Annotated in this window: 22 protein-coding genes and 1 pseudogene; 14 read left to right on the top strand and 9 right to left on the bottom strand. The window is 70.8% G+C overall.

What is annotated here, in order from left to right; all coding sequences use genetic code 11:
* Positions 1-692: 692 nt before the first annotated feature.
* The 4 genes from sdhC (at position 693) to IQ251_RS11860 (ending at position 4,201) form a co-directional block, all read left to right on the top strand.
* Entirely contained in the window at positions 693-1,130 is a 438-nt protein-coding gene (gene sdhC / locus IQ251_RS11875; RefSeq protein ID WP_193928570.1) for a succinate dehydrogenase, cytochrome b556 subunit, read from the top strand.
* Between the two features lie 4 nt (positions 1,131-1,134).
* Positions 1,135-1,554, top strand: a complete 420-nt coding sequence (locus IQ251_RS11870; RefSeq protein ID WP_193928569.1) for a succinate dehydrogenase hydrophobic membrane anchor subunit — start codon at positions 1,135-1,137, stop codon at positions 1,552-1,554.
* A 68-nt stretch (positions 1,555-1,622) separates the two neighbouring features.
* Positions 1,623-3,413 carry a succinate dehydrogenase flavoprotein subunit gene (sdhA, locus tag IQ251_RS11865; protein WP_193928568.1) on the top strand — a complete coding sequence of 597 codons (1,791 nt, stop codon included), beginning with the start codon at positions 1,623-1,625 and terminating at the stop codon, positions 3,411-3,413.
* Positions 3,413-4,201 (top strand): succinate dehydrogenase iron-sulfur subunit, encoded by a 789-nt coding sequence (locus IQ251_RS11860; RefSeq protein WP_193928567.1) that lies wholly within the window; start codon positions 3,413-3,415, stop codon positions 4,199-4,201. The genes sdhA and IQ251_RS11860 overlap by 1 nt, the downstream gene beginning before the upstream one ends.
* A 66-nt stretch (positions 4,202-4,267) precedes the next feature.
* Here IQ251_RS11860 and IQ251_RS11855 read toward each other — a convergent pair whose 3' ends face one another.
* Positions 4,268-4,507 carry an SCO4848 family membrane protein gene (locus tag IQ251_RS11855; RefSeq protein WP_193928566.1) on the bottom strand — a complete coding sequence of 80 codons (240 nt, stop codon included), beginning with the start codon at positions 4,505-4,507 and terminating at the stop codon, positions 4,268-4,270.
* A gap of 249 nt (positions 4,508-4,756) precedes the next feature.
* On the opposite strand from IQ251_RS11855, the gene IQ251_RS11850 reads away from it, so the two are divergent.
* Complete coding sequence (locus IQ251_RS11850; protein ID WP_370591345.1) at positions 4,757-5,962, top strand: D-alanyl-D-alanine carboxypeptidase family protein; 1,206 nt, start codon at positions 4,757-4,759, stop codon at positions 5,960-5,962.
* A gap of 10 nt (positions 5,963-5,972) precedes the next feature.
* Here the strand turns inward: IQ251_RS11850 and IQ251_RS11845 are convergent, their stop codons facing one another.
* The 4 genes and pseudogenes from IQ251_RS11845 to cofG all read right to left on the bottom strand — a co-directional run.
* On the bottom strand, positions 5,973-6,977 hold the full coding sequence (locus IQ251_RS11845) for a YhjD/YihY/BrkB family envelope integrity protein (protein WP_193928564.1): 1,005 nt from the start codon (positions 6,975-6,977) through the stop codon (positions 5,973-5,975).
* A gap of 58 nt (positions 6,978-7,035) precedes the next feature.
* Complete coding sequence (gene trpS, locus IQ251_RS11840) at positions 7,036-8,079, bottom strand: tryptophan--tRNA ligase (protein ID WP_370591344.1); 1,044 nt, start codon at positions 8,077-8,079, stop codon at positions 7,036-7,038.
* Between the two features lie 60 nt (positions 8,080-8,139).
* Entirely contained in the window at positions 8,140-8,346 is a 207-nt protein-coding gene (locus IQ251_RS11835) for a hypothetical protein (RefSeq protein ID WP_370591343.1), read from the bottom strand.
* A 320-nt stretch (positions 8,347-8,666) separates the two neighbouring features.
* Positions 8,667-9,863: pseudogene (cofG, locus tag IQ251_RS11830) on the bottom strand (7,8-didemethyl-8-hydroxy-5-deazariboflavin synthase CofG); the annotation flags it as partial.
* A 219-nt stretch (positions 9,864-10,082) separates the two neighbouring features.
* On the opposite strand from cofG, the gene IQ251_RS11825 reads away from it, so the two are divergent.
* On the top strand, positions 10,083-11,318 hold the full coding sequence (locus IQ251_RS11825; protein WP_193928562.1) for an NAD(P)/FAD-dependent oxidoreductase: 1,236 nt from the start codon (positions 10,083-10,085) through the stop codon (positions 11,316-11,318).
* 1 nt (position 11,319) lies between these two features.
* Here IQ251_RS11825 and IQ251_RS11820 read toward each other — a convergent pair whose 3' ends face one another.
* The gene (locus IQ251_RS11820) at positions 11,320-11,949 is read right to left on the bottom strand and encodes a hypothetical protein (protein ID WP_193928561.1); all 630 of its coding nucleotides are present in this window, start codon (positions 11,947-11,949) and stop codon (positions 11,320-11,322) included.
* A gap of 233 nt (positions 11,950-12,182) precedes the next feature.
* Between IQ251_RS11820 and IQ251_RS11815 the strand changes: the two genes are divergently transcribed.
* A complete protein-coding gene (locus tag IQ251_RS11815) occupies positions 12,183-12,815 on the top strand; it encodes a DUF1707 SHOCT-like domain-containing protein (RefSeq protein WP_193928560.1) in 633 nt (210 codons plus the stop codon).
* Between the two features lie 135 nt (positions 12,816-12,950).
* Here the strand turns inward: IQ251_RS11815 and IQ251_RS11810 are convergent, their stop codons facing one another.
* The 3 genes from IQ251_RS11810 to IQ251_RS11800 are packed head-to-tail and all read right to left on the bottom strand — an operon-like array spanning position 12,951 to position 15,806.
* On the bottom strand, positions 12,951-13,748 hold the full coding sequence (locus tag IQ251_RS11810; RefSeq protein WP_193928559.1) for an exodeoxyribonuclease III: 798 nt from the start codon (positions 13,746-13,748) through the stop codon (positions 12,951-12,953).
* A gap of 52 nt (positions 13,749-13,800) precedes the next feature.
* A complete protein-coding gene (locus IQ251_RS11805; protein WP_193928558.1) occupies positions 13,801-15,132 on the bottom strand; it encodes a HAMP domain-containing protein in 1,332 nt (443 codons plus the stop codon).
* Positions 15,129-15,806, bottom strand: a complete 678-nt coding sequence (locus tag IQ251_RS11800; protein ID WP_193928557.1) for a response regulator transcription factor — start codon at positions 15,804-15,806, stop codon at positions 15,129-15,131. Before IQ251_RS11800 ends, IQ251_RS11805 begins: the two co-directional genes overlap by 4 nt.
* Positions 15,807-15,950: 144 nt before the next feature.
* On the opposite strand from IQ251_RS11800, the gene IQ251_RS11795 reads away from it, so the two are divergent.
* From IQ251_RS11795 to IQ251_RS11765, 7 genes are all read left to right on the top strand, one after another.
* Positions 15,951-16,376: a hypothetical protein gene (locus IQ251_RS11795; protein ID WP_193928556.1), complete on the top strand. Its 426-nt coding sequence runs from the start codon at positions 15,951-15,953 to the stop codon at positions 16,374-16,376.
* 130 nt (positions 16,377-16,506) lie between these two features.
* Positions 16,507-17,367, top strand: coding sequence for a Sco1979 family transcriptional regulator (locus IQ251_RS11790; RefSeq protein ID WP_193928555.1), 861 nt, complete (start codon positions 16,507-16,509; stop codon positions 17,365-17,367).
* 301 nt (positions 17,368-17,668) lie between these two features.
* Positions 17,669-17,905 (top strand): DUF397 domain-containing protein, encoded by a 237-nt coding sequence (locus IQ251_RS11785; protein WP_193928554.1) that lies wholly within the window; start codon positions 17,669-17,671, stop codon positions 17,903-17,905.
* Positions 17,906-17,957: 52 nt separating this feature from the next.
* Positions 17,958-18,314, top strand: a complete 357-nt coding sequence (locus tag IQ251_RS11780; protein ID WP_193928553.1) for a hypothetical protein — start codon at positions 17,958-17,960, stop codon at positions 18,312-18,314.
* A 260-nt stretch (positions 18,315-18,574) separates the two neighbouring features.
* Entirely contained in the window at positions 18,575-19,216 is a 642-nt protein-coding gene (locus tag IQ251_RS11775; protein ID WP_193928552.1) for a TetR/AcrR family transcriptional regulator, read from the top strand.
* Positions 19,209-20,171 (top strand): ATP-binding cassette domain-containing protein, encoded by a 963-nt coding sequence (locus IQ251_RS11770; protein ID WP_193928551.1) that lies wholly within the window; start codon positions 19,209-19,211, stop codon positions 20,169-20,171. The genes IQ251_RS11775 and IQ251_RS11770 overlap by 8 nt, the downstream gene beginning before the upstream one ends.
* Positions 20,168-21,007, top strand: a complete 840-nt coding sequence (locus IQ251_RS11765) for an ABC transporter permease (RefSeq protein ID WP_193928550.1) — start codon at positions 20,168-20,170, stop codon at positions 21,005-21,007. Before IQ251_RS11770 ends, IQ251_RS11765 begins: the two co-directional genes overlap by 4 nt.
* Positions 21,008-21,034: the final 27 nt, after the last annotated feature.

The raw sequence follows: 21,034 nt of genomic DNA, 5'->3' as shown, positions 1-21,034 counted from the left end.
TCCCGTGCCGAGACCCTGCCAAGACACAACAGTGGACCGGTGATCCGCGGCGGCGGCACCCCTGGCGGCAACACGCCAGCCGGAACGCTGCAGCACTGCCTTTGCGCGATGCTGCGCGAATGGCGATCGCCCGGTCCGCGGGCGAAATTGCGCGAACGGTGGACCGGGGTGGTCGGACTCACTCCGGAAAGGTCGCGATCCACTCGGCGGCGATTCCCGGACCCCCGCCGGATCTCGGGTCGCACCGACCACCGTCCGGGCGTATTCGCTGATCAGAGACCCGCGAACCGGTCCGTCCTGCTCGGCCGATCCTTTCGCCGCGGGCGATGCTCACTCGAACGTGTTTCCAGTGCGGAATTGTTCGGCCCGGACGACGACCAGCCAATTCGGTGACGTGGGTCTCGGGCAATGAGTCTTGACTTCCCACCGCTGCGGATTGCCGGACGTCACGAAATGATTTCTACATCGATCCACCGAAACCGGAGGGTTTGTCTGGTCGATCACAGACGGCGCAGGCGAGTAGGCCGAGCACTGGGCTCGGGTCTAGCATCCGATGCGTCAAGGCCCCGGTTCAGTGGCCGGTGACGGGCGTGCAGCCAATGCCATATTGGGCCAACTGCGACTCGGGGCCGGCCGCCCCGAGTTCCCGAACGGGGTCGTCAGTCCACCAGCGAGGTTGGAGGCCTTCCACCATGGCCAGCACCACCGCCTCCGCGGCCGAGGCCCCCCTGCGCGGCGCCCCACCGCGTGCGAAGGGGCGTTTCTACCGCGGCGACCTGGGCATGTGGTCGTGGGTGGCCCACCGGATCACCGGGGTGCTCACCTTCTTCTTCTTGTTCGTGCACGTCCTGGACACCGCCCTGGTCCGGGTGTCACCGAACGCCTACGACACGGTCATCGAGACCTACAAGCACCCGCTGATGATCCTGTTCGAGGTGGGTCTGCTCGCGGCCGTGCTGTTCCACGCGTTCAACGGCATCCGCGTGATGCTCGTCGACTTCTGGGCCAACGGCGCCAAGTACCAGAAGCCGATGCTGTGGACGGTCATCGCGCTCTGGCTGGTCCTGATCATCCCGGCCTCGATCAGCCTGCTCGGCCGGGCCGCCACGGAAATCTTCGGGGGGCTGTGAACCGATGACCGCCACTGACGCACCGCTGTCCATCGAGAAGCCGCGCACCCCGTCCCGGCCCGCGCCGCGCCGCAACAACTTCGAGCTCTACAGCTGGGTGTTCATGCGGCTGTCCGGCGTGGTGCTGCTGTTCCTGGTGCTCGGACACCTGCTGATCATGCTGTTCCTCGACGGTGGCGTGCAGCGCATCAACTTCGCCTTCGTGGCGGGGCGCTGGTCCTCGCCGTTCTGGCAGATGTGGGACCTGATCATGCTCTGGCTGGCCGGCCTGCACGGCGGGAACGGCCTGCGGACCGTGATCAACGACTACTCGCGCAAGGACCTCACGCGCGCCTGGCTGAAGATCCTGCTGTACGCCTCGGTCGTGCTGACCGTGGGTCTGGGCACCTTCGTTCTGTTCACCTTCGACCCGAACATCGGCTGACCGCGACACGACCCAGCGTGGCGGTCGGCGCACCACCGACCGGCCCGCCACGGCCCGAGGAGGCGACCATGCAATTCCACAAGCACGACGTGGTCATCGTCGGCGCTGGCGGCGCCGGGATGCGCGCCGCCATCGAGGCAGGCCAGCGCTCCCGCACCGCGGTGCTGACCAAGCTCTACCCCACTCGTTCGCACACCGGCGCCGCGCAAGGCGGGATGTGCGCGGCATTGGCCAACGTCGAAGAGGACAACTGGGAGTGGCACACCTTCGACACCATCAAGGGCGGTGACTACCTGGTCGACCAGGACGCCGCCGAGGTGATGGCCAAGGAGGCGATCGACTCCGTCCTCGACCTGGAGCGGATGGGGCTGCCGTTCAACCGCACCCCCGAAGGCAAGATCGACCAGCGCCGGTTCGGCGGGCACACCCGCGACCACGGCAAGTCCCCGGTGCGCCGGGCCTGCTACGCCGCGGACCGCACCGGGCACATGATCCTGCAGACGCTCTACCAGAACTGCGTCAAGCACGACGTCGAGTTCTACAACGAGTTCTACGTGCTCGACGTCCTGCTCAGCGACGGGCCGGACGGCGGCAAGGTGGCCAGCGGCGCGGTGGCCTACGAGCTGGCCACCGGTGAGATCCACGTCTTCCAGGCCAAGTCCGTGGTGTTCGCCAGCGGCGGCTTCGGCAAGGTCTTCAAGACGACCTCCAACGCGCACACCCTCACCGGTGACGGGATGGGCATCATCTACCGGAAGGGCCTGCCGCTGGAGGACATGGAGTTCTACCAGTTCCACCCGACCGGCCTGGCCGGCCTGGGCATCCTCATCACCGAGGGCGTCCGGGGCGAGGGCGGCATCCTGCGCAACGTGGACGGCGAGCGCTTCATGGAGCGCTACGCACCCACGATCAAGGACCTGGCGCCGCGGGACATCGTGGCCCGGTCCATGGCGCTGGAGGTGCTGGAAGGCCGCGGTGCGGGGCCGAACAAGGACTACGTCTATCTGGACGTGACGCACCTCGGCGAGGAGCTGCTGGAGGCCAAGCTCCCGGACATCATGGAGTTCTCCCGCACCTACCTGGGCGTGGAGCCGACCGAGGAGATGGTGCCGGTCTACCCGACCGCGCACTACGCGATGGGCGGCATCCCGACCAACATCCAGGGCGAGGTGCTGCAGGACAACGAGCACCCCATCCCGGGCCTGTACGCCGCGGGTGAATGCGCCTGCGTGTCGGTGCACGGATCCAACCGACTGGGCACCAACTCGCTGCTGGACATCAACGTGTTCGGGCGCCGCGCCGGCATCGCCGCCGCCGAGTACGCGCACGACCACGAGCACTCGGAACTTCCGGAGGAGCCGGCCAAGCTCGTCGAGGGCATGGTCGAGCACCTGCGCACCGCGCACGGCGGGGAGCGGGTCGCCACGATCCGCACCGAGCTGCAGCAGACCATGGACGCCAACGCGTCCGTGTACCGCACCGAGGAGACCCTCAAGACCGCGCTGGCCGACGTACAGGCGCTCAAGGAGCGCTACGGGCGCATCGCGGTGCACGACAAGGGGATGCGGTACAACTCGGACCTCCTGGAGGCAGTGGAGCTCGGTTTCCTGCTGGACCTGGCCGAGGCACTGGTCAACGCGGCCGTCGCTCGCAAGGAGTCCCGGGGCGGGCACGCCCGCGAGGACTACACGGCCCGCGACGACACCAACTTCATGCGGCACAGCATGCAGTACAAGGTCCTGCCCGAGTCCGAAGATCCGAACGCGCCGCTCGGGTTGACCGGCTTCCAGTCCGACATCCGGCTGGACTACAAGCCCGTCGTGATCACCCGGTACCAGCCGATGGAGCGTAAGTACTGATGACCGCCCCCACGAAGAACATCGAGAGCACCGCCGACCTCCCGGACGACGCGCCGCCGGTCCCCGACGACGCGGTGATGGTCACCGTCAAGCTGCTCCGGTACAACCCGGAGACCGACGAGGACCTGCACTGGGTCTCCTACCGGATCCCGGCGCTGCCGTCGGACCGCGTGCTGAACCTGCTGCACTACATCAAGTGGTACGTCGACGGCACGCTGACCTTCCGCCGCTCGTGCGCGCACGGCATCTGCGGGTCGGACGCGATGCGCATCAACGGCGTCAACCGGCTCGCCTGCAAGGTCCTGATGAAGGACCTGCTGAAGAAGGACGGCGAGACCTCGCTGACGATCGAGCCCATCAAGGGCCTGCCGGTCGAGAAGGACCTGCTGGTCGACATGGAGCCGTTCTTCGAGGCCTACCGGGCGGTGCAGCCGTACCTGAAGACCACCGGCAACGAGCCGACCCGGGAGCGCATCCAGTCGGTCGCCGAGCGGGAGCGGTTCGACGACACCACCAAGTGCATCCTGTGCGCGGCGTGCACCACGTCGTGCCCGGTGTTCTGGTCCGAAGGCTCGTACTTCGGACCGGCGGCGATCGTCAACGCGCACCGTTTCATCTTCGACAGCCGCGACGAGGGTGCCGAGGAGCGCCTGGACATCCTCAACGACATGGAAGGCGTGTGGCGCTGCCGCACGACGTTCAACTGCACGGACGCCTGCCCGCGCGGCATCCAGGTGACGAAGGCGATCCAGGAGGTCAAGCGGGCCCTGATGTTCCGCCGCAAGTGACCTCGGCCTGACCGCACGACGGCGCCCGCCCCCTCGGGGACGGGCGCCGTTTCGCGTCCGGCGGGATCAGCTGGTCCGGGTGGCCCGCGCGGTGCGCAGGGCGCGCCAGCCCAGGACGCCGATGGCGGTGCCGAGCACCAGGGAGACCACGGCGATGATCACGTGCACGATCAGGTAGGACGTCGGGGAACCCGCTGCCCAGGAGCGGTCGCTGCCCCAGATGTTGCGGATGAAGTTCGGCCACAGCAGCCAGGACCAGATACCGAAGGCCAGCAGGAACCAGGAGACTCGGCGGGAAGCAATCACGTCCCCGAGTATCCGGTGCGGCGCGGATCACCGCGCAGGCAGGGGCATTCGTCGTTGTGGGGGATCCACTTTCGGCTCTGCGGCGGCTGTTTTGGATCAAGAACCGCGGATTTCCCTCGGAGAAGGCCAATTTGGATCACGCGGGCTGTGGCGGGATTGGCTAGCCTGCTGGATGTGCCTTGTGTGCCTTGCAGTGCCGAGAGTCCACTCACCCACCATGACTCCGCCGCCCGCCGCCGATTGCGCCGGGTGGCGGTCACCGCGCTGACCGCCGGACTGCTCGCCACCTCGGCGCCGGCCGGCATCGCGCAGGACGACGACTGCCCGAACGCGAGCGCCCCACCGCCGCCGGTGGACACCTCGGAGGTGCCCCCGCCTGGCGAGCCGTCCCCGGAACCGCTGGAGGTGCCCACCGACCCGGTCGGCGGGCAGACGCTCGGCGAGTGCGGGCTCGTCTCGCCGGAGGGCGCCCCGGAACCACCGGGCCAGGTCTCCGCGGAGAGCTGGACCCTCGCCGACCTGGACACCGGCGAGGTCGTCGCCGCGCAGGACCCGCATGCCCGGCACCGTCCGGCGTCGACGATCAAGGTGCTCACCGCCCTGGTGGCGCTGCGCGACCTCAAGCTGGACGACCGGATCGAGGTCTCCCAGGAGGACGCCGACCAGGAGGGCACCCGCGTCGGCCTGGAGCCCGGGGTGACCTACACGGTCGAGCAGGTCGTGCGGGGTCTGCTGATGCAGTCCGGCAACGATGCGGCGCACGCGCTGGCCTCCCGGGTCGGCGGGGTGGACGCGATGGTCGACCGGATGAACGCGACCGCCCGCGAACTGGGCGCCAAGGACACCCGCACCGCCAGCCCGTCGGGACTGGACGGCCCCGGGATGAGCACCTCGTCCTACGACCTGGCGCTGATCTTCCGCGAGGCCATGCGCGAGCCCACGTTCGCCGATGCCGTGCGGTCCGAGCACCTGGTGCTGCCCGCCGGTCCGGACGAGCCGCCGCTGGAAGTCTGGAACGACAACAAGTTGCTCTACAACTACGAGGGCGCGCTCGGCGGCAAGACCGGGTTCACCGATGACGCGCAGCACACCTACATCGGCGCGGCCGAGAAGGACGGGCGGCGGCTGGTGGCGGTGCTGATGCGCGGGCAGCACCAGCCGGTGCACCAATCCCAGCAGGCCACCGAACTGCTGGAGTACGGGTTCGGCATCCAGGGCGGCGTCGGCGAGCTGGTCACCGAGGACCCGGACAAGCCGAAGACCACCGAACCGCCACCGGTCACCAACGCCTCCGACGCGACTCCGCCGGTGGAGGAGACCGGTTGGGGCGCGGGCACCGTCGGCCTCCCGCTGGGCGTGCTGCTGCTGGCCGCGGTGGCCGTGGCGGGCACGCTCACCTACCGCAAGCGCGCGGCGTCCGCTCCGCCCCGCGGACCGGACGACGACCACCCCTGACCGGTACCGGTCAGCGCCTGCGACCCAGCAGCCAGCCCAGCGCGGCACCGACGCCGAGCGCACCCGCCGCGAATCCGGCCCCGGGGCCGCGGCGGGTGCGCACGGCGGGCCGGATCACCACCGGTCCGGGGGGCGGCGGCGGGATCTCCTCCCGGTTGTCCCGGGCCGCTGCGGTCCACGCGGTGACGAACAGGGCGAACCGCGAGGTGAGGTTGGCGAACACGAGCAGACCGAGGATCGGCCCGAACGCGACTCCGGCCGGCGATCCGGTGACGCTGTTCAGGTAGATGACCCCGACCTGCTTGAGCACCTCGAAGCCGATCGCGCCGAACACCGCACCCCACACCGCGCTGCGCAGCGTGACGGGCTTGCGCGGCAGGCGGGCGAGCACCCAGAGGAACACCAGCCAGTTGGCGGCCAGCGACAGCAGGCGCAGCACGACCGCGGCCAGCAGCGTGTGCTCGAACCCGGCGAGCTCGAACAGCCATCGGCCGCCGAGGTAGCCGAAACCGCTGATGGCGAAGGACAGCACCAGGGCGATGCCGAGTCCGGCCAGCGAGAACAGGTCCGATCCCAGCCGCTTGACCAGCGGCGGCCTGCTCGGCGCCTGGATCCACTGGGCGGTGAGCGCCTCGCGCAGGTTGGTCATCCAGCCCAGCCCGGAGTACAGCGCGGCCAGCAGCCCGATGATGCCGACGGTCCCGGCGTTGTCCACCGCCTGGTCCACGACGCGGTTGAGCATCTCCTGCATGGCCGGGTTGGGCACCGCGTCGGTGATGGACACGCGCAGCGACCCGAGCAGGTCCGGGCTGCCCTGCAGCACGAATCCGGCGACGGCGAAGGCGATCATCAGCAGCGGGACCAGGGCCAGCACGCTGAAGTAGGTGATCGCCGCGGCGTAGTAATCGCCGTACTGGTTCTGGTAGCCCTCCGCTGCGCGCAGCAGCCGGTCCAGCCACGGATACCGCGCGCGGAGCTCGGCCGCCCTGCTCGGCTTCGCCTCCGGTTCGCCCACTGCTAGCGCCTCCCACCGGCCGGTTTCCCCGGTGGGAGGCTACCCGCGGGTGATCAGCTCAGCCGAGCGGTCGGAGGAACCCGATGCCGTCGTAGACCTCGCGCAGGGTGTCCGCGGCCACCGAGCGGGCGTGCTCGGCACCGCGGGCCAGCACCCGGTCCAGCTCGGCGGGATCGTCCAGGTAACCGCGGACCTCCTCCTGGAACGGGGTGACGAAGTCGACCAGCACCTCGGCGAGGTCCTTCTTCAGGTCGCCGTACCCCTTGCCCTCGTAAGCGGCCTGCAGCTCGGGGATCGTGCGCCCGCTCAGCGAGGAGTAGATCGCCAGCAGGTTGCTGATCCCGGGCTTGCCCTCCGGATCGTGCACGATCTCGCGCCCGGTGTCGGTGACCGCGGAGCGGATCTTCTTGGCCGAGCGCTTGGGCTCGTCGAGCAGCTCGACGACCCCGCCGGGCACCGACTTGCTCATCTTGGCCGAGGGGTCCTGCAGATCCTGGATCTTGGCGGTTTCCTTGGGGATGTGCGCGGCGGGCACGGTCAGCGTCCCGCCGAAGCGCGAGTTGAACCGCTGCGCGAGGTTGCGGGTCAGTTCGAGGTGCTGGCGTTGGTCCTCGCCGACCGGCACCGCATCGGCGCGGTAGAGCAGGATGTCCGCGGCCATCAGCGCCGGGTAGGTGAACAGGCCGACGCTGACGTGGTCCTCTTCCTGGCGCGCGGACTTGTCCTTGAACTGGGTCATCCGGCTGGCCTCGCCGAACCCGGTCAGGCATTCCAGGACCCAGGTCAGCTGGGCGTGCTCCGGGACGTGGCTCTGCACGAACAGCGTGCTGCGGTCCGGGTCGATCCCGATGGCCAGCAGCTGCGCCACGGACAGCCGGGTGCGCTCGCGCAGCTCGGCCGGATCGTGAGCGATGGTGATCGCGTGCTGGTCGACCACGCAGTAGAACGCGTCGTAGTCGTCCTGCATCACCACCCATTCCCGTAGCGCGCCCAGGTAGTTGCCGAGGTGGAAGGAGTCGGCGGTCGGCTGGATGCCGGAGAACACGCGCGGGCTGCGCGTGGTCCGGCCACTGCTCTGGGGTGCGGGAATGTCGGTGCTCACGACTGCGATTCTCACAGGCGCCGGATCGGCGCTGGACCCGACCTGCCCGCCGGGCCCGGATCAGCCCTTGCGCTGATTCTCGGGTTGGATCTTCTTCTTGCGGAACGCCCCGGCGACCATGCCGAGGATGCCGAGGCCGACGGCGGTCAGCCCCACCGGCGTACGCATCGAGTCGAGCGGGCCGGACGCCACGACCCGGACAGCCGGGGAGGCCCCGGCGGTGGTTCCGGTGACCACGAGCACAGCGATCGTTGCGGTACTCAGCACGGTCACCCGCCTGCATGCGCGGGATATTCGGCTACGCACGAGCGCGCCTCCTCGGAAAGTTGACCCGTTCGGGTCCCCTCTTCATCTGAGTCCGTGGCAGACCGTACCCACCACGGGTTAATGGCACGGTCGCGTTGCGTAAACCGGCCACAACAGAACGATCGTATTTTCCTGTCGTGCGGCCGTTTTCGGGCCCCCCGGCAATCGGTCATGTCCGCAGGGCAGCCGCCGACCCCGGCCACTCGACCGGTATCGGCTACGCCCATTCAGGTGAGACAGGCCACCCATGGTGCACGCGGAGTGCGGGCTGCTCAGGTTCCCCAGGGCCGCCCGCGCAGCTGAACCTCCTCCGCAGCCAGCCCGTCCGGCGCGGCCAGCGCCGCGACGTGCCCGGCCACCCGGTGATCCAGCCAGCCTCCGCCGCGCGCATACCGCGGATAGGCGGTCAGCCGCTCGCGCAGCTCGAACCCGCCCTGCCCGGTCTGCGCGGTGAGCTCATCCAGGTGCGGCCACGGGCGCTCCGGGTTGACGTGGTCCGGTGTGACCGGGGATACCCCGCCCCAGTCGTCGATCCCGGCGCGCAACATGAGCTGCTGCTCGTCGCCGATCAGGTTCGGCGGCGCCTGGACGCTGACCCCGATCGGCATGAGCAGCCGGGCCACCGCCACCGTCGCGGCCAGCTCGTGCAGATCGGCGTCCGGCATGCTGCGCATCGCGGTGTCCGGTTTCGCCCGGAAGTTCTGCACGATCACCTCCTGCAGGTGCCCGTGCCGCAGCGCCGTCGCGCGCAGCGCGAGCAGCGAATCGGCCCGCTCCGCGTGATCCTCGCCGATGCCGATCAAGATGCCGCTGGTGAACGGCACCTCCGCCCGGCCGGAGTCCTCCAGCACCTGCAACCGCAGCGCCGGGTCCTTGTCGGGGCTGCCGAAGTGCGCCTGCCCCTTCTCCCGGAACAGCCGGTCCGAGGTGGTCTCCAGCATCATGCCCATGCTCGGCGACACCGGGCGCAGCCTGGACAGCTCCGCTTCGCTGAGCACGCCCGGGTTGAGGTGCGGCAGCAGCCCCGTCTCCTCCAGGACCGCGATCGCGCAGTCCCGCAGGTACTCCACCGTGCTGGCGTAGCCGCGCTCGGTCAGCCACTCGCGCGCGGCCGACCAGCGGTCCTCCGGCCGGTCGCCGAGCGTGAACAGCGCCTCCTTGCACCCGGCCGCCGCGCCCTCCCGTGCGATCTCCAGGACCTGTTCGATCTCCAGGTAAGCCGACTCGACCCGCCCGGGCACGGTCACGAACGTGCAGTAGTGGCAGCGGTCCCGGCACAGGTTGGTCAGCGGTACGAACACCTTGCGGCTATAGGTGACGATCCCGCTGCGGCCCTCGGCACGCAGGTGCTCGTCCCGCACAGCGGCGGCGGTGGCGACCAGCTCGTCGAGCTCGTCCCCGCGGGCGTGCAGCAGCACCTCGACCGCCGCGGCGTCCAGCGGCTCACCCGCAGCAGCGCGGTCCAGCGCGGAGCGCAACGCCTCGGCGGGCGGCGGGACCGGGGCAGGAGCCGATCGGGCGCGGCGGCCCGCGGCCTGCTGCACTTCGGTCAGGGGGAGTTGTGAATCAGCAACCGACACCCCGCGACTCTAGGTCGCGCTCGCGGTGCTCCGCAGCCACCGGTGCCACCAGTTGCCGCCACATCGCGGACCCGCCAGGCTCGACGCGGCAGAGTCGTCGGACCACCGGGGCGGATCGTGTCTGTTACCGAGACCTTCGTGATCGTCGGCGGCGGGCTCGCCGGGGCCAAGGGCGCGCAGGCGCTGCGCGAACGCGGTTTCCGCGGGCGGATCGCGCTCATCGGCGACGAGCGGCACGAACCCTACGAACGGCCGCCGCTGTCCAAGGAGTACCTGCTCGGCGACGCGGGGTTCGACAGCGCACTGGCCCGGCCGTCCCGCTGGTACGCGGACAACGGCGTGGACCTGCTGTTGGGAGTGCGGGCCGAGCGGATCGACCGGGCGCGGCGGCAAGTGGTCCTGTCGTCCGGGGATCCGGTGGACTACGACAAGCTGCTGCTGGCCACCGGATCGCAGCCCCGGTCGCTGCCGGTCCCGGGCGCGGACGCCACCGGGGTGCTGCACCTGCGCCGGATCGAGGACTCCGATGAGATCAAGCGCACCCTCGCCGAGGTGGACCGGCTGGTGGTGGTCGGCGCCGGCTGGATCGGGTTGGAGGTCGCCGCGGCCGCGCGGCTGGCCGGGGTCGAGGTCGTCGTGGTGGAGACCGAAGAACTGCCGCTGGTGCGCCTGCTCGGCACGGCGATGGGGCGGATGTTCGCCGAGCTGCACCGCGCGCACGGCGTGGACTTCCGGTTCGGCAGCGCGGTGTCCGAGGTGACCACCAGCGGCGGGCAGGTCACCGGGGTGCGGCTCACCGACGGCAGCGCGATCAGCACGCCCGCGGTGCTGCTGGCGGTCGGCGCCGAACCGGACGGGGTGCTGGCCGCGGACGCGGGACTGCGGGTGGACAACGGGGTGATCGCCGACGCCTCGCTGCGCACCGCGGATCCGCACATCGCGGTCGCCGGGGACGTCGCCAACGCCTACCACCCGAGACTGCACCGCCAGCTGCGCGTGGAGCACTGGGCCAACGCGTTGCACCAGCCCGCGGTGGCGGCCGCCTCGATGCTGGGTGGCGATCTGGTCTACGACCGGTTGCCGTACTTCTTCACCGACCAGTACGACCTGGGCATGGAGTTCCTCGGGCACACCGGCGCTGGCGAGTTCGACCAGGTCGTGGTGCGCGGCGATCTGCCCGGCCGGGAATTCATCGCGTTCTGGCTGTCCGAGGGTCGGGTGCGGGCCGGGATGAACGTCAACGTCTGGGACGTCACCGACCAGATCGGGGCGCTGATCACCTCGGGCGCTCCGATCGATCCGGAGTCCCTGCAGGATCCGTCCGCCCCGCTGGAGCAGCTGGTGCCGGCCTGAGCTACCTGCGGTCGGGCAGCTGCAGGAACTGCCACACTCCGCGATCGATCTCGGCCGCACCGAGCACGATCGAACGGCGCATCCCGTTGTACACGAGGTCCCACAGCTGCTGGCTGGCCACGACCTCCCGCGCGCTGATGCGCAGCGACCTGCCGTCCCGGTCCTCCAGCAACAGCTCACCCGGCGCGCGCCACACCGACATCCCGATGCGCACCAGTTCGTTCACCCGGACCCACCCGTGCTGGTTGCGCAGCCATTCGGCCCCGGCCGTGGCGGAGGAACCGCGGTGGCGGTACTGCTCCCACACCGACCACCCGGCCAGCAGCAGGCCGAGGAACCAGCCCACGGACCCCTCGCCGCCGAAGAGCAGATCTCCGAGCGTGAGCGCGCCACCCACCAGCAGGCCGTAGAGCGCCGCCCCCTTCTCCCAGCGGAACGTGTGCACGTATCGGGCCAGGACGGGTCCCTGGTCCTCCGGCGGCGACGCCAGGTGCTCGGGGATGCGGTCGACGTCCCCGGCCGGTTTCGGCTGCGCGCCGCCCAGCAGCGGAGCGCGCGGCGGCCACGGTTCGCCGGTCTGCGGGTCGGGAACCGGCGGGACGCGCGCCGTGACGTAGAAGTTCGGGTCCATGATCGGCTCCGCTCGGGTCGGCTGCGCGGCGCACCGTAGTCGGCGCGGCCCGACGAAGCCGAGACGTCGCGCCCGGTGGTGGCCCGGAGCACAACTCGCCCGCCCCATACACCCCGGTGGTTCCATCGCAGCTCACCGACGCCGCGCGAAAGCCGGGCCTACCGCCGTCCTGCCGACCGGCGATACTGCAGCGGTACGCCGGGAGGAGCACCGGCTGATCCGGAGGGGGACCGTTGGCTGCCGATCGAGACGATCAGCGCGAGATGCGCGTGGGCGACGCCGAACGACGCGCGGTCGATGAGCGGCTGCAGCGCGCCTTGTCCCAGGGCATGGTGACCTCGGACGAGTACGTGGAGCGCTCCGGGCGGGCGTGGGCGGCTCGGACGCGCAGCGACCTGGAACCGTTGACCCGGGACCTCCCACCGGACCCGGAGCTCACCGTCGCGGAGGAACCGGCGTCCGCCTCCTCCGCACCCGCGGAGCGGCGCGGCTCCCGGGTGTACCGGGCGATCACCGGCGGGCTGGGCACCGCGCTGCTGGTGGTGGCGGGCCTGTTCGCCGGGGGCGCGATCGTCACCTCCGACGACGGTGCCGCCGTGTTCGGCAGCCGGGTGGTGCACGTGGTGCAGGGACAGGAACGGGTGCAGGTCGGCGTGCTGTTCGGCAGCACCGAGGTCGTCGTGCCGGACGACGTCCGGGCGCGCACATCGGGCATGATGCTGCTCGGCAGCACCGAATGCCTGCAGGCGTGCGCCGGTGGCGCCCAGCGCGAGGTCGTCGTGGATGCGCGCGGAGCGTTCGGCAGCGTCGAGGTGGTCACCGAGCAGGAGCTGGCGCAGGGCGGGCTCGACGAGGACGACGACTGAGTCCCGGCACACGTCCTCGATGAGCGCGAGCACGCCTTCCGGACCGTCGGCCAGGACGTTGTGCGCGGTATCCCAGGAATGCGCGGTGCATTGCCCGTCGGCGCGGGCCGGGACCGCGCACCGCACCCGCCGCCCTCACACGTCGAACGCGACCGTGACCGGGGCGTGGTCGCTCCAGCGCTGGTCGTAGCTGGGGGCCTTCTCCACGTGCGCCGAAACCGCGCGGGCCGCAAGACCTTCCGAGGCAGCCTGGTAGTCGATACGCCATCCGGAGTCGTTGTCGAAGGCGCGACCGCGGTAGGACCACCACGAGTACGGACCGGGTCCTTCCGGGTGCAGCAGGCGCACGACGTCCACGTATCCGCCGGCGAACACCTCGTCCATCCACGCCCGCTCCTCGGGCAGGAATCCGGCTTCTTTGCGGTTGGCCTTCCAGTTCTTCAGGTCGATTTCGCGGTGCGCGATGTTCCAATCGCCGCACACCAGGACTTCCCGGTCCTCCGCAGCAGCGCGGTCGCGCAGATCGCGCAGGTAGGTCAGGAACTCCTTCATGAAGCGTTCCTTCTCGTCCTGGCGCGGCGTGCCGACCTCCCCGCTGGGCAAGTAGAGGCTGCCGACCACGAGACCCGGCAGGTCGATCTCGGCGTAGCGGCCCGTTTCGTCGAACTCCGCGGAACCGAAACCGATCCGCGAGCTCTGCGGCTCGGTCCTGCTGTACACCGCGACCCCGGCGCGCCCCTTGGCAGTGGCGCTCGGCGCCAGCAGCGGAAACCAGCCCTCGGGTTCGCGGACCGCCGCGGGCAGCTGCTCGGGTTCGGCGCGGGTCTCCTGCATGCAGACCACATCCGCCGTGGTCTCGGCCAGCCATTCCTGCAGGCCCTTCTTCGCGGCCGCACGCAATCCGTTGACGTTCACGGTCGACACAGTCAGCACGGCGCCGAGGGTAACCGGGGGCACCGACGCTCCCGGCCGCGCGTGGCGCACCTCAACCCGCCGGATCGGAGCGGCGATCCCGGCGGCGCGAACGCTTCGGTGCCGCCGGGCGCTGCCAGAACCACATGCACACCCGCGCGCCGCCCAGGCTCGACCGATCCACGCTGAGCCTGCCGCCGGTGGATTCGGCGATGCGGCGCACGATGTCCAGCCCGAGGCCGGTGGAACCCGCGTTGCTGTGCCCGCGCCGGACCGCACCGGTGGATCCGGCCACACCGGGCCCCGCGTCCTCGACGACCAGACCGACCACACCATCGCTGCGCTGCAGCGATACCGCGAATTCGGTGCGTTCCGGCGTGTGCCGGAAAACGTTGCCCACCACCGCGTCCACGGCCGCGGCGAGATCGGCGCGGGCGAGCGGGACCTGCACCGGCTGCTCGGCACCGCGCAGGCACCAGGTCCGCTGCTGGTCCTCGGCCAGCGCCGACCAGAACTCCAGCCGTTCGCGCAGCAGCTCCGCCGCATCGCACTCCGACTCGCCGCCCGCGTCCGGCCTGCGCGAACTCGTGATCACCACATCGATCTCGCGCTCCAACCGGTCCACCGCGTCCCGGGTCTGCTCGGCGGCCGGCCCGTCCCCGAGCGCTTCGGCGTTGAGCCGCAGCGCGGTCAGCGGGGTGCGCAACCGGTGCGAGAGGTCCGCGGCCATCTCCCGCTCGGCGGCCAGCAGCTGGCGCACCCGGTCGGCCATCGTGTTGAACGCCTGCCCGGCCTCGGCCAGCTCGGGCGGCCCGCTCGGGTGCACCCGCACGGACAGATCCCCGGCACCGAGCGATTTGGACGCATCGGCCAGCCGTCCGGCGGAGCGCACCACCCGGGCGGCGAGCCGGTCGCCGACCACGACCGATCCGGCCACCAGCGCGACCCCGACCCCGGCGAGCACCAGCCACGCGCGCAGCACCCCGCGCGTCTGCTCCTCGGCGGGCACGAAGACCTCGGCGAGCGCGGTGCGGTCGCCTTCCAGCGCGATCGGCTGCACGAACGCGGTGCCGCCCGGCAGCTCCACCTCGTCGGTACGCACCTCCGCCATGGCCAGATGCACCTGACCTGCGCCGACCCGGGTCTGGCCGACGACCCCGCCGTCCGGCAGGTAGACGGCGAGGCGGTCCTGGTGCCCGGCCGCCGTGCTGGCCACGGCCCGGCGGATCAGTTCGTGGTCACCGGTGGTCGCCAGGACCGGGGCCAGCGCCACCGCCTGCCGCTCGGCATCGGACATCGCGCGGTCGCGGGCCATCTCCTTGATCATCAGGCCGAGCGGCACGAGGAAGGACAGGCACACCATCGACGTCGCGGCCAGCGCCACCAGAGCGAGCGCGCGCCTCACCCCGGCTCCACCAGCTTCACCCCGACGCCGCGCACGGTGTGCAGGTAGCGGGGCTCGGCCGCGCTTTCGCCGAGCTTGCGCCGCAGCCAGGACAGGTGGACGTCGATGGTCTGGTCGTCGCCGTAGGATTGCCGCCACACCTGGGCCAACAGCTCGCGGCGCGCGACGACCCTGCCCGGCCGCGCGGCGAGGTAGGCCAGCAGGTCGAACTCGCGGCGGGTGAGTTCCAGCTCGCCGCCGGCCAGCCGGGCGACCCTGCTGTCCAGGTCCACCCGCAGTTCGCCGACGTCGAGCCGCTGGGCGGGCGCCGAGCCGCGCGCCCGACGCAGCACCGCTTCGATGCGCGCGTTGAGGTGCTCGCTGGAGAAGGGTTTGGCCACGTAGTCGTCCGCTCCCGCGCGCAGCAGCCGCACGATCTCGGTCTCCTGGTCCCGGGCCGTGGCCACGATGGTCGGCACGTCGGAAACACCGCGGATCATCTTCAGCGTCTCGCCGCCGTCCAGGTCCGGCAGGCCGAGGTCCAGGATGACCACGTCCGGCGGGTATTCGGCCACCTCGCGCAGCGAGGCCAGCGCGGTCCCGACGCTGCGCACCACCCAGTCACGTGCGGTGAGATCGCGGATCAACGCGGCTCGCACGACCGGGTCATCCTCCACAACCAGAACCACAGCCATACGCGGGACGCTACCTCGCGTCACCAGATCGTTAGCCCTTCCGGTCTAGCGCGCGGTGCCCGCCACCCCTGCCGTGCAGCGCACCGGACGCGTCCGGCGGGCGGTTTGCACCGTGCGGCGGGCGGCGGCGAGGATGTCCGCACCGTGCGCACGAGACGAGTCCTCACCTACTTCGGGGCGTGGCTGGCCGCGACCACCGCGGCGGGAACGCTCACCTGGCTCGGCGTGCGCGACGTCATCCGGGACACCGTGATCGAGCGCCCCGGTCCGCTGCCCGTCGCCGGCGCGGACCCGACCTCGCAGCCGCCCGCCGGACCGGACGCCGCGCAGACCGATCCCGCGCAACCGCCGGACATCCGCAACTACGACGTGGACGGCGGCCGGGCCGTGCTGGCCGTCCGCGCCGACGGCGCCGATCTCGTCTCGGCGGTACCCCGGCCCGGCCACGGCGTGCAGACCCGGGAAGGGGACGGATGGCTGCGCGTGGAATTCCGCCGCGGCGAGCAGACCTCGTCGGTCACCGCCTCCTGGCGCGAGCACCCGCCGCGGATCAGCACGCAACGCGGTTGACCGGCGGCAACCGGTCCGGCTCTGCGATGTCGCCCGGCTCGGTGGTGGCTCCGCCTGGGATCTGCGGGTAACGTTTCCGCGCTGGAACGCGACATCGGATCGGCAGACCCTTTCGACTGGAGGTAGCGAGTTGGCCACGGACAGTGCCACGGCCAGCGGCCCCACCGCTCGCCGACTGGTGCTGGGAAACCAGCTGCGCAGGTTGCGCGAGGCCAGCGGCATCTCCCGGGACGACGCGGGAGACGCGATCCGCGGATCCGGTTCCAAGATCAGCAGGCTGGAGCTCGGCCGTGTCGGCTTCAAGGAACGCGATGTCGCCGACCTGCTGACCCTCTACGCGGTCACCGACGACGACGAGCGCGAAGCCTTCCTGAACATGGTCCGCCGCTCGAACGAACCGGGCTGGTGGCACCGCTACAACGACCTGATGCCGACCTGGTTCCAGGACTACGTGGGCCTGGAGGAGTCGACCTCGCGGATCCAGACCTACGAAATCCAGTTCGTGCCGGGCCTGCTGCAGACCGAGGCGTACGCGCGGGCCGTGGCCACCCAGGGGCGCCCGGAGGCCACACCCGGGGAGATCGACCGCCGGGTCACGCTGCGCAGGCAGCGGCAGCGCCTGCTGTCCCAGCCGGACAGCCCGCGACTGTGGGCGATCATCGACGAATCGATCCTGCACCGACCGATCGGCGGCCCGGACGTCCTGCGCGAGCAGATCGAGTACCTGCTGGAGCTGACCTCGCGCCCGACGATCACGCTGCAGGTACTGCCGTTCGCGCTCGGCCGCTCCACCGCGGAAGGCGCGTTCACCCTGCTGCGGTTCGCCGAACCGGAGATCCCGGACATCGTCTACCTGGAACACCTCTGCGGTGCGCTGTACCTGGACAAGCCGGACGAGGTCGAGGTGTACAGCAAGGCCAGCCACCGGCTCACCGCCGACGCGCAGACCCCGGAGGACACGCGCAAGACGCTGCGCGCCGCGCTGAAGTGAGCTGATCCGCGGCAGTTCGGTTCGTCCCGCCGTTCCGGCTTTCCCGCAGGTCGACTTCCCCGCAGGTCGACTTCCCCGCGCTCCCGGGGTCACAACCGGCCGCGCGCTCCGCCCGGTGATCACCGCGAGTCGCCTTCGCTCCGCTGCACTGATCACGGTACGCATTTCCTCGGTGATCAACATCTCAATCCGGATGCACGTGCATTCACGCGTGCAGGTGCACCTGCTAGCTTTTCGTGCACGGTCAGCTGCACGTGCAGATGGCCGTGCAAAGAAGTCGGGGAGAGTGAGGGGATTTCGGATGTCTGAAATCCAGAACGGTGTGCCTGCCCAGGTGCTGAGCGACGTCGCGTGGCGCAAGAGCAGGTACAGCGGCGCAGTGGGCAACTGCGTCGAGGTGGCATCACTGATCGACGGCGGGATCGCCGTGCGCAACTCGCGTTTTCCCGATGGCCCTGCCCTGGTCTACACCAGGGAGGAGATCGCAGCGTTCGTGCACGGAGCCAAGGACGGCGAGTTCGACGACCTGATCGCCTGAACCGCGGCAGCCATGCCCGGTGACGGGACGCCCGACGAATCGGTGGTGGCCCATGAGACAGATTACCGACGGCCTGCAGTCGCTGGTCGCCAAGGATTTCCAGTTCGCGCACCCGCGGGATTCCACGGGTGAACTGGTCGCCGTGGTCGGCATCCGACCGCACCGCGGCGTGATCGACATCCTGCAGCTGTTCGGCGAGGACGACGCCGATGCGGCGCGCGTGCCCGGGGACGAGCCCGATGTGCTGTTCCCGAAGAAGGTGCTGTGGCGCACCTCGGGACCCGCGCGGCACGTGATCGACGCACTGCTGGGCCTGGCCGATCCGGCCCCCGACGTGGGAACCCGCGCCCACGGGTGCTGGATCCCCACGCACGCGGGGAATTCCAGCTGGCTGGCCGCCTCGGCCTGATCCCCCGCGGTCCGGCGCACATTCGCGCCTGGACCGCGCGCCCCACCCGCGCAGCGGTGCCGAGCGGGACGGCGTTCCCGCAGCAGAGACCCCCGTCCGGCGAGCGACGCCGGCGTCACCGCGCAGCGCCATCGGTCCACCCCGAAGCACCGGGCACCTCCCCCCGAAGCCCGGTGCACTCCGGTGGCGCTGCGCGGCCCCCGAGTGAGAGCGGGCACAACCCGTTGAATGAGTGAGCACTCACTCCATAACCTGGCTCGGTGAGCCCGCAACCCCGGCGACGCGCGCCGGCCATGACCCAGCAGGACCGCAGGGACGCCATCGTCCAGGCCGCCCTCCCGCTGCTGGCCGAACACGGCGCCGCGGTGACCACCCGGCAGATCGCCACCGCCGCGGGCATCGCCGAGGGAACGGTCTTCCGCGCGTTCGGCGACAAGGACGAACTGCTGCGCGCGTGCATCCAGGAAGCGATGCGCAGCGACCAGCTCCGCACCCGGATCCACGAGGTCGCCCCGGACTCGGACACCAGCACCCGGCTCGCCGAAGCGGCGCTGCTCATCAACGACCACTTCGCGCACCTCGGGCAGCTGATGCGCGCGCTGGTCACCACCGGATACGACGTCCACCGCACGCACGGACGCGCGGACGAACCCGATCCCGCCGACGTCCGCGCCCGGTTCATCGCCGAACTCTCCGCCGCCCTGGCCGACCTGCTGCGGCCGGAAGCGGCGGACCTGCGCGTTCCGGTGGACGAACTCGCGCGGATGCTGCTGCCCGCGCTGGTCAGCGTCCGCCTCGACGAACCCGAGGCAGATCCGCTGCCGATCATCCGCACGCGCATCGACGTCCTGTTCCACGGGGCGCTGAGGGCGCAGCCGCACCCCGGAGGCACGCATGCCTGAACCGATCATCTCCGTGGACCGCGTCAGCAAGACCTTCGGGGAGCTGCGCGCGCTCGACGAGGTCAGCCTCGACGTCCCGAAAGGCAGCGTGCTCGGCCTGCTCGGGCACAACGGGGCGGGCAAGACGACGCTGATCAACGTGCTGAGCACCCTGCTGCCGCCGACCAGCGGTTCGGCCCGGATCGCCGGGCTCGACGTGGTCGGCGACGCGCACGAGGTGCGCTCGCGCATCGGGCTCACCGGCCAGTTCGCCTCCGTCGACGAGCAGCTCACCGGCTGGGACAACCTCGTGCTCATCGCCCGCCTGCTCGGCGCGAGCACACGCGACGCCCGGGCGAGGGCCGACGAGCTGCTGGAGCTGTTCACGCTCACCGACGCGGCCACCCGCCCGGCGCGCAGCTACTCGGGTGGCATGCGGCGGCGGCTGGACATCGCCGCCAGCCTCGTCGGCCGACCGGACGTGATCTTCCTGGACGAACCCACCACCGGGCTCGACCCGGTGAGCAGGCTCGGCATGTGGCAGATCGTGGAACAGCTCGTGGACGACGGCACCACCGTGCTGCTGACGACGCAGTACCTGGACGAAGCAGACCGGCTGGCCGACTCGATCACCGTGCTGTCCGCGGGGCGGGTGGTGGCCTCGGGGACGGCCGACCAGCTCAAGAGCCAGGTCGGGCAGCGCAGCATCACCGCCACGCTGCCCGCGGAGGCCGATGCCGCCGCGGCCGTGCGCGCCCTGGAAGCGGCGGGCATGCACCCGGCGCAGGACGCGCAGCGCAGCAGCCTGACCGTGCCGGTCGCCGCAGCGCGCGAACTCGCCGTCGTGGTGCGCGCCCTGGACGAAGCCGGGGTCGAGGTCGACGACCTCTCGCTCGGCGAACCGACCCTCGACGACGTCTACCTCACCCTGGCCCACCAGCCCGCTGCGGCCCTGACCGGATCGGAAACCTCATGACCAGCACGATCGCCGGATCCGGTCCGGGGACGACCGCGACCGGCGCCCCGCGGCGGTGGCGCGGGGCCACGTACCTGACCCAGGTCCGGGTGCTGACCGGCCGCTCGTTGCGCGCGCTGCTGCAGGACCCGCGCGTGGTGATCTTCAGCCTGCTGCAGCCGCTGATCATGCTCGTGCTGTTCAGCCAGGTGTTCGGCGAGGCCATGATGGGCAGCGTGTCCGCGCAGGGCGGCAGTTACATCAACTACCTGATGCCGGCGATCCTGGTCACCACCGGCATCGGGTCCGCGCTGCAGTCCGGGGTCGGGCTGATCACCGATATGAAGAACGGTGTGCTGGGCCGGTTCCGCGCCCTGCCGATCCGGCTGAGCTCGGTGCTGCTGGCGCGCAGCCTGTCCGACCTGGTCCGCTCGGCCGCCCAGCTGGTGATCCTGCTGGTCGTGGCCGCGGCGGTGTTCGGTTTCCGGCCGGACGGGGGTATCGGCGGTGTGCTCGCGGCGCTCGCGCTGGCGCTGTTCGTCAGTTGGGCGCTGACCTGGATCTTCCTCGCGCTCGCCGCCTGGGTGCGCAAGGAGGAGGTCATGCAGAGCATCGGCTTCCTGGCCATGTTCCCGCTGATGTTCGCCTCCAGCGCCTTCGTCCCGCTCGACGCGCTGCCCACCTGGCTGCGCGTGGTGGCCGCGGTCAACCCACTCACCTACGCCGTGGACGCGGCGCGGGACCTGTCCCTGGCGCTGCCCTCCGGCAACGGCGTGCTGTGGGCCCTGCTGACCAGCGCGGCGCTGTGCGTGACCGGGATCGGCTTCGCGGTCCGCGGATTCCGCCGGCCGATGTGACCCGACCACCCGGAAGAACAGGGGACC

It is taken from the genome of Saccharopolyspora montiporae, assembly GCF_015209505.1.
GTDB lineage: Bacteria > Actinomycetota > Actinomycetes > Mycobacteriales > Pseudonocardiaceae > Saccharopolyspora > Saccharopolyspora montiporae.
This window is presented reverse-complemented; position numbering and strand designations above follow the sequence as displayed.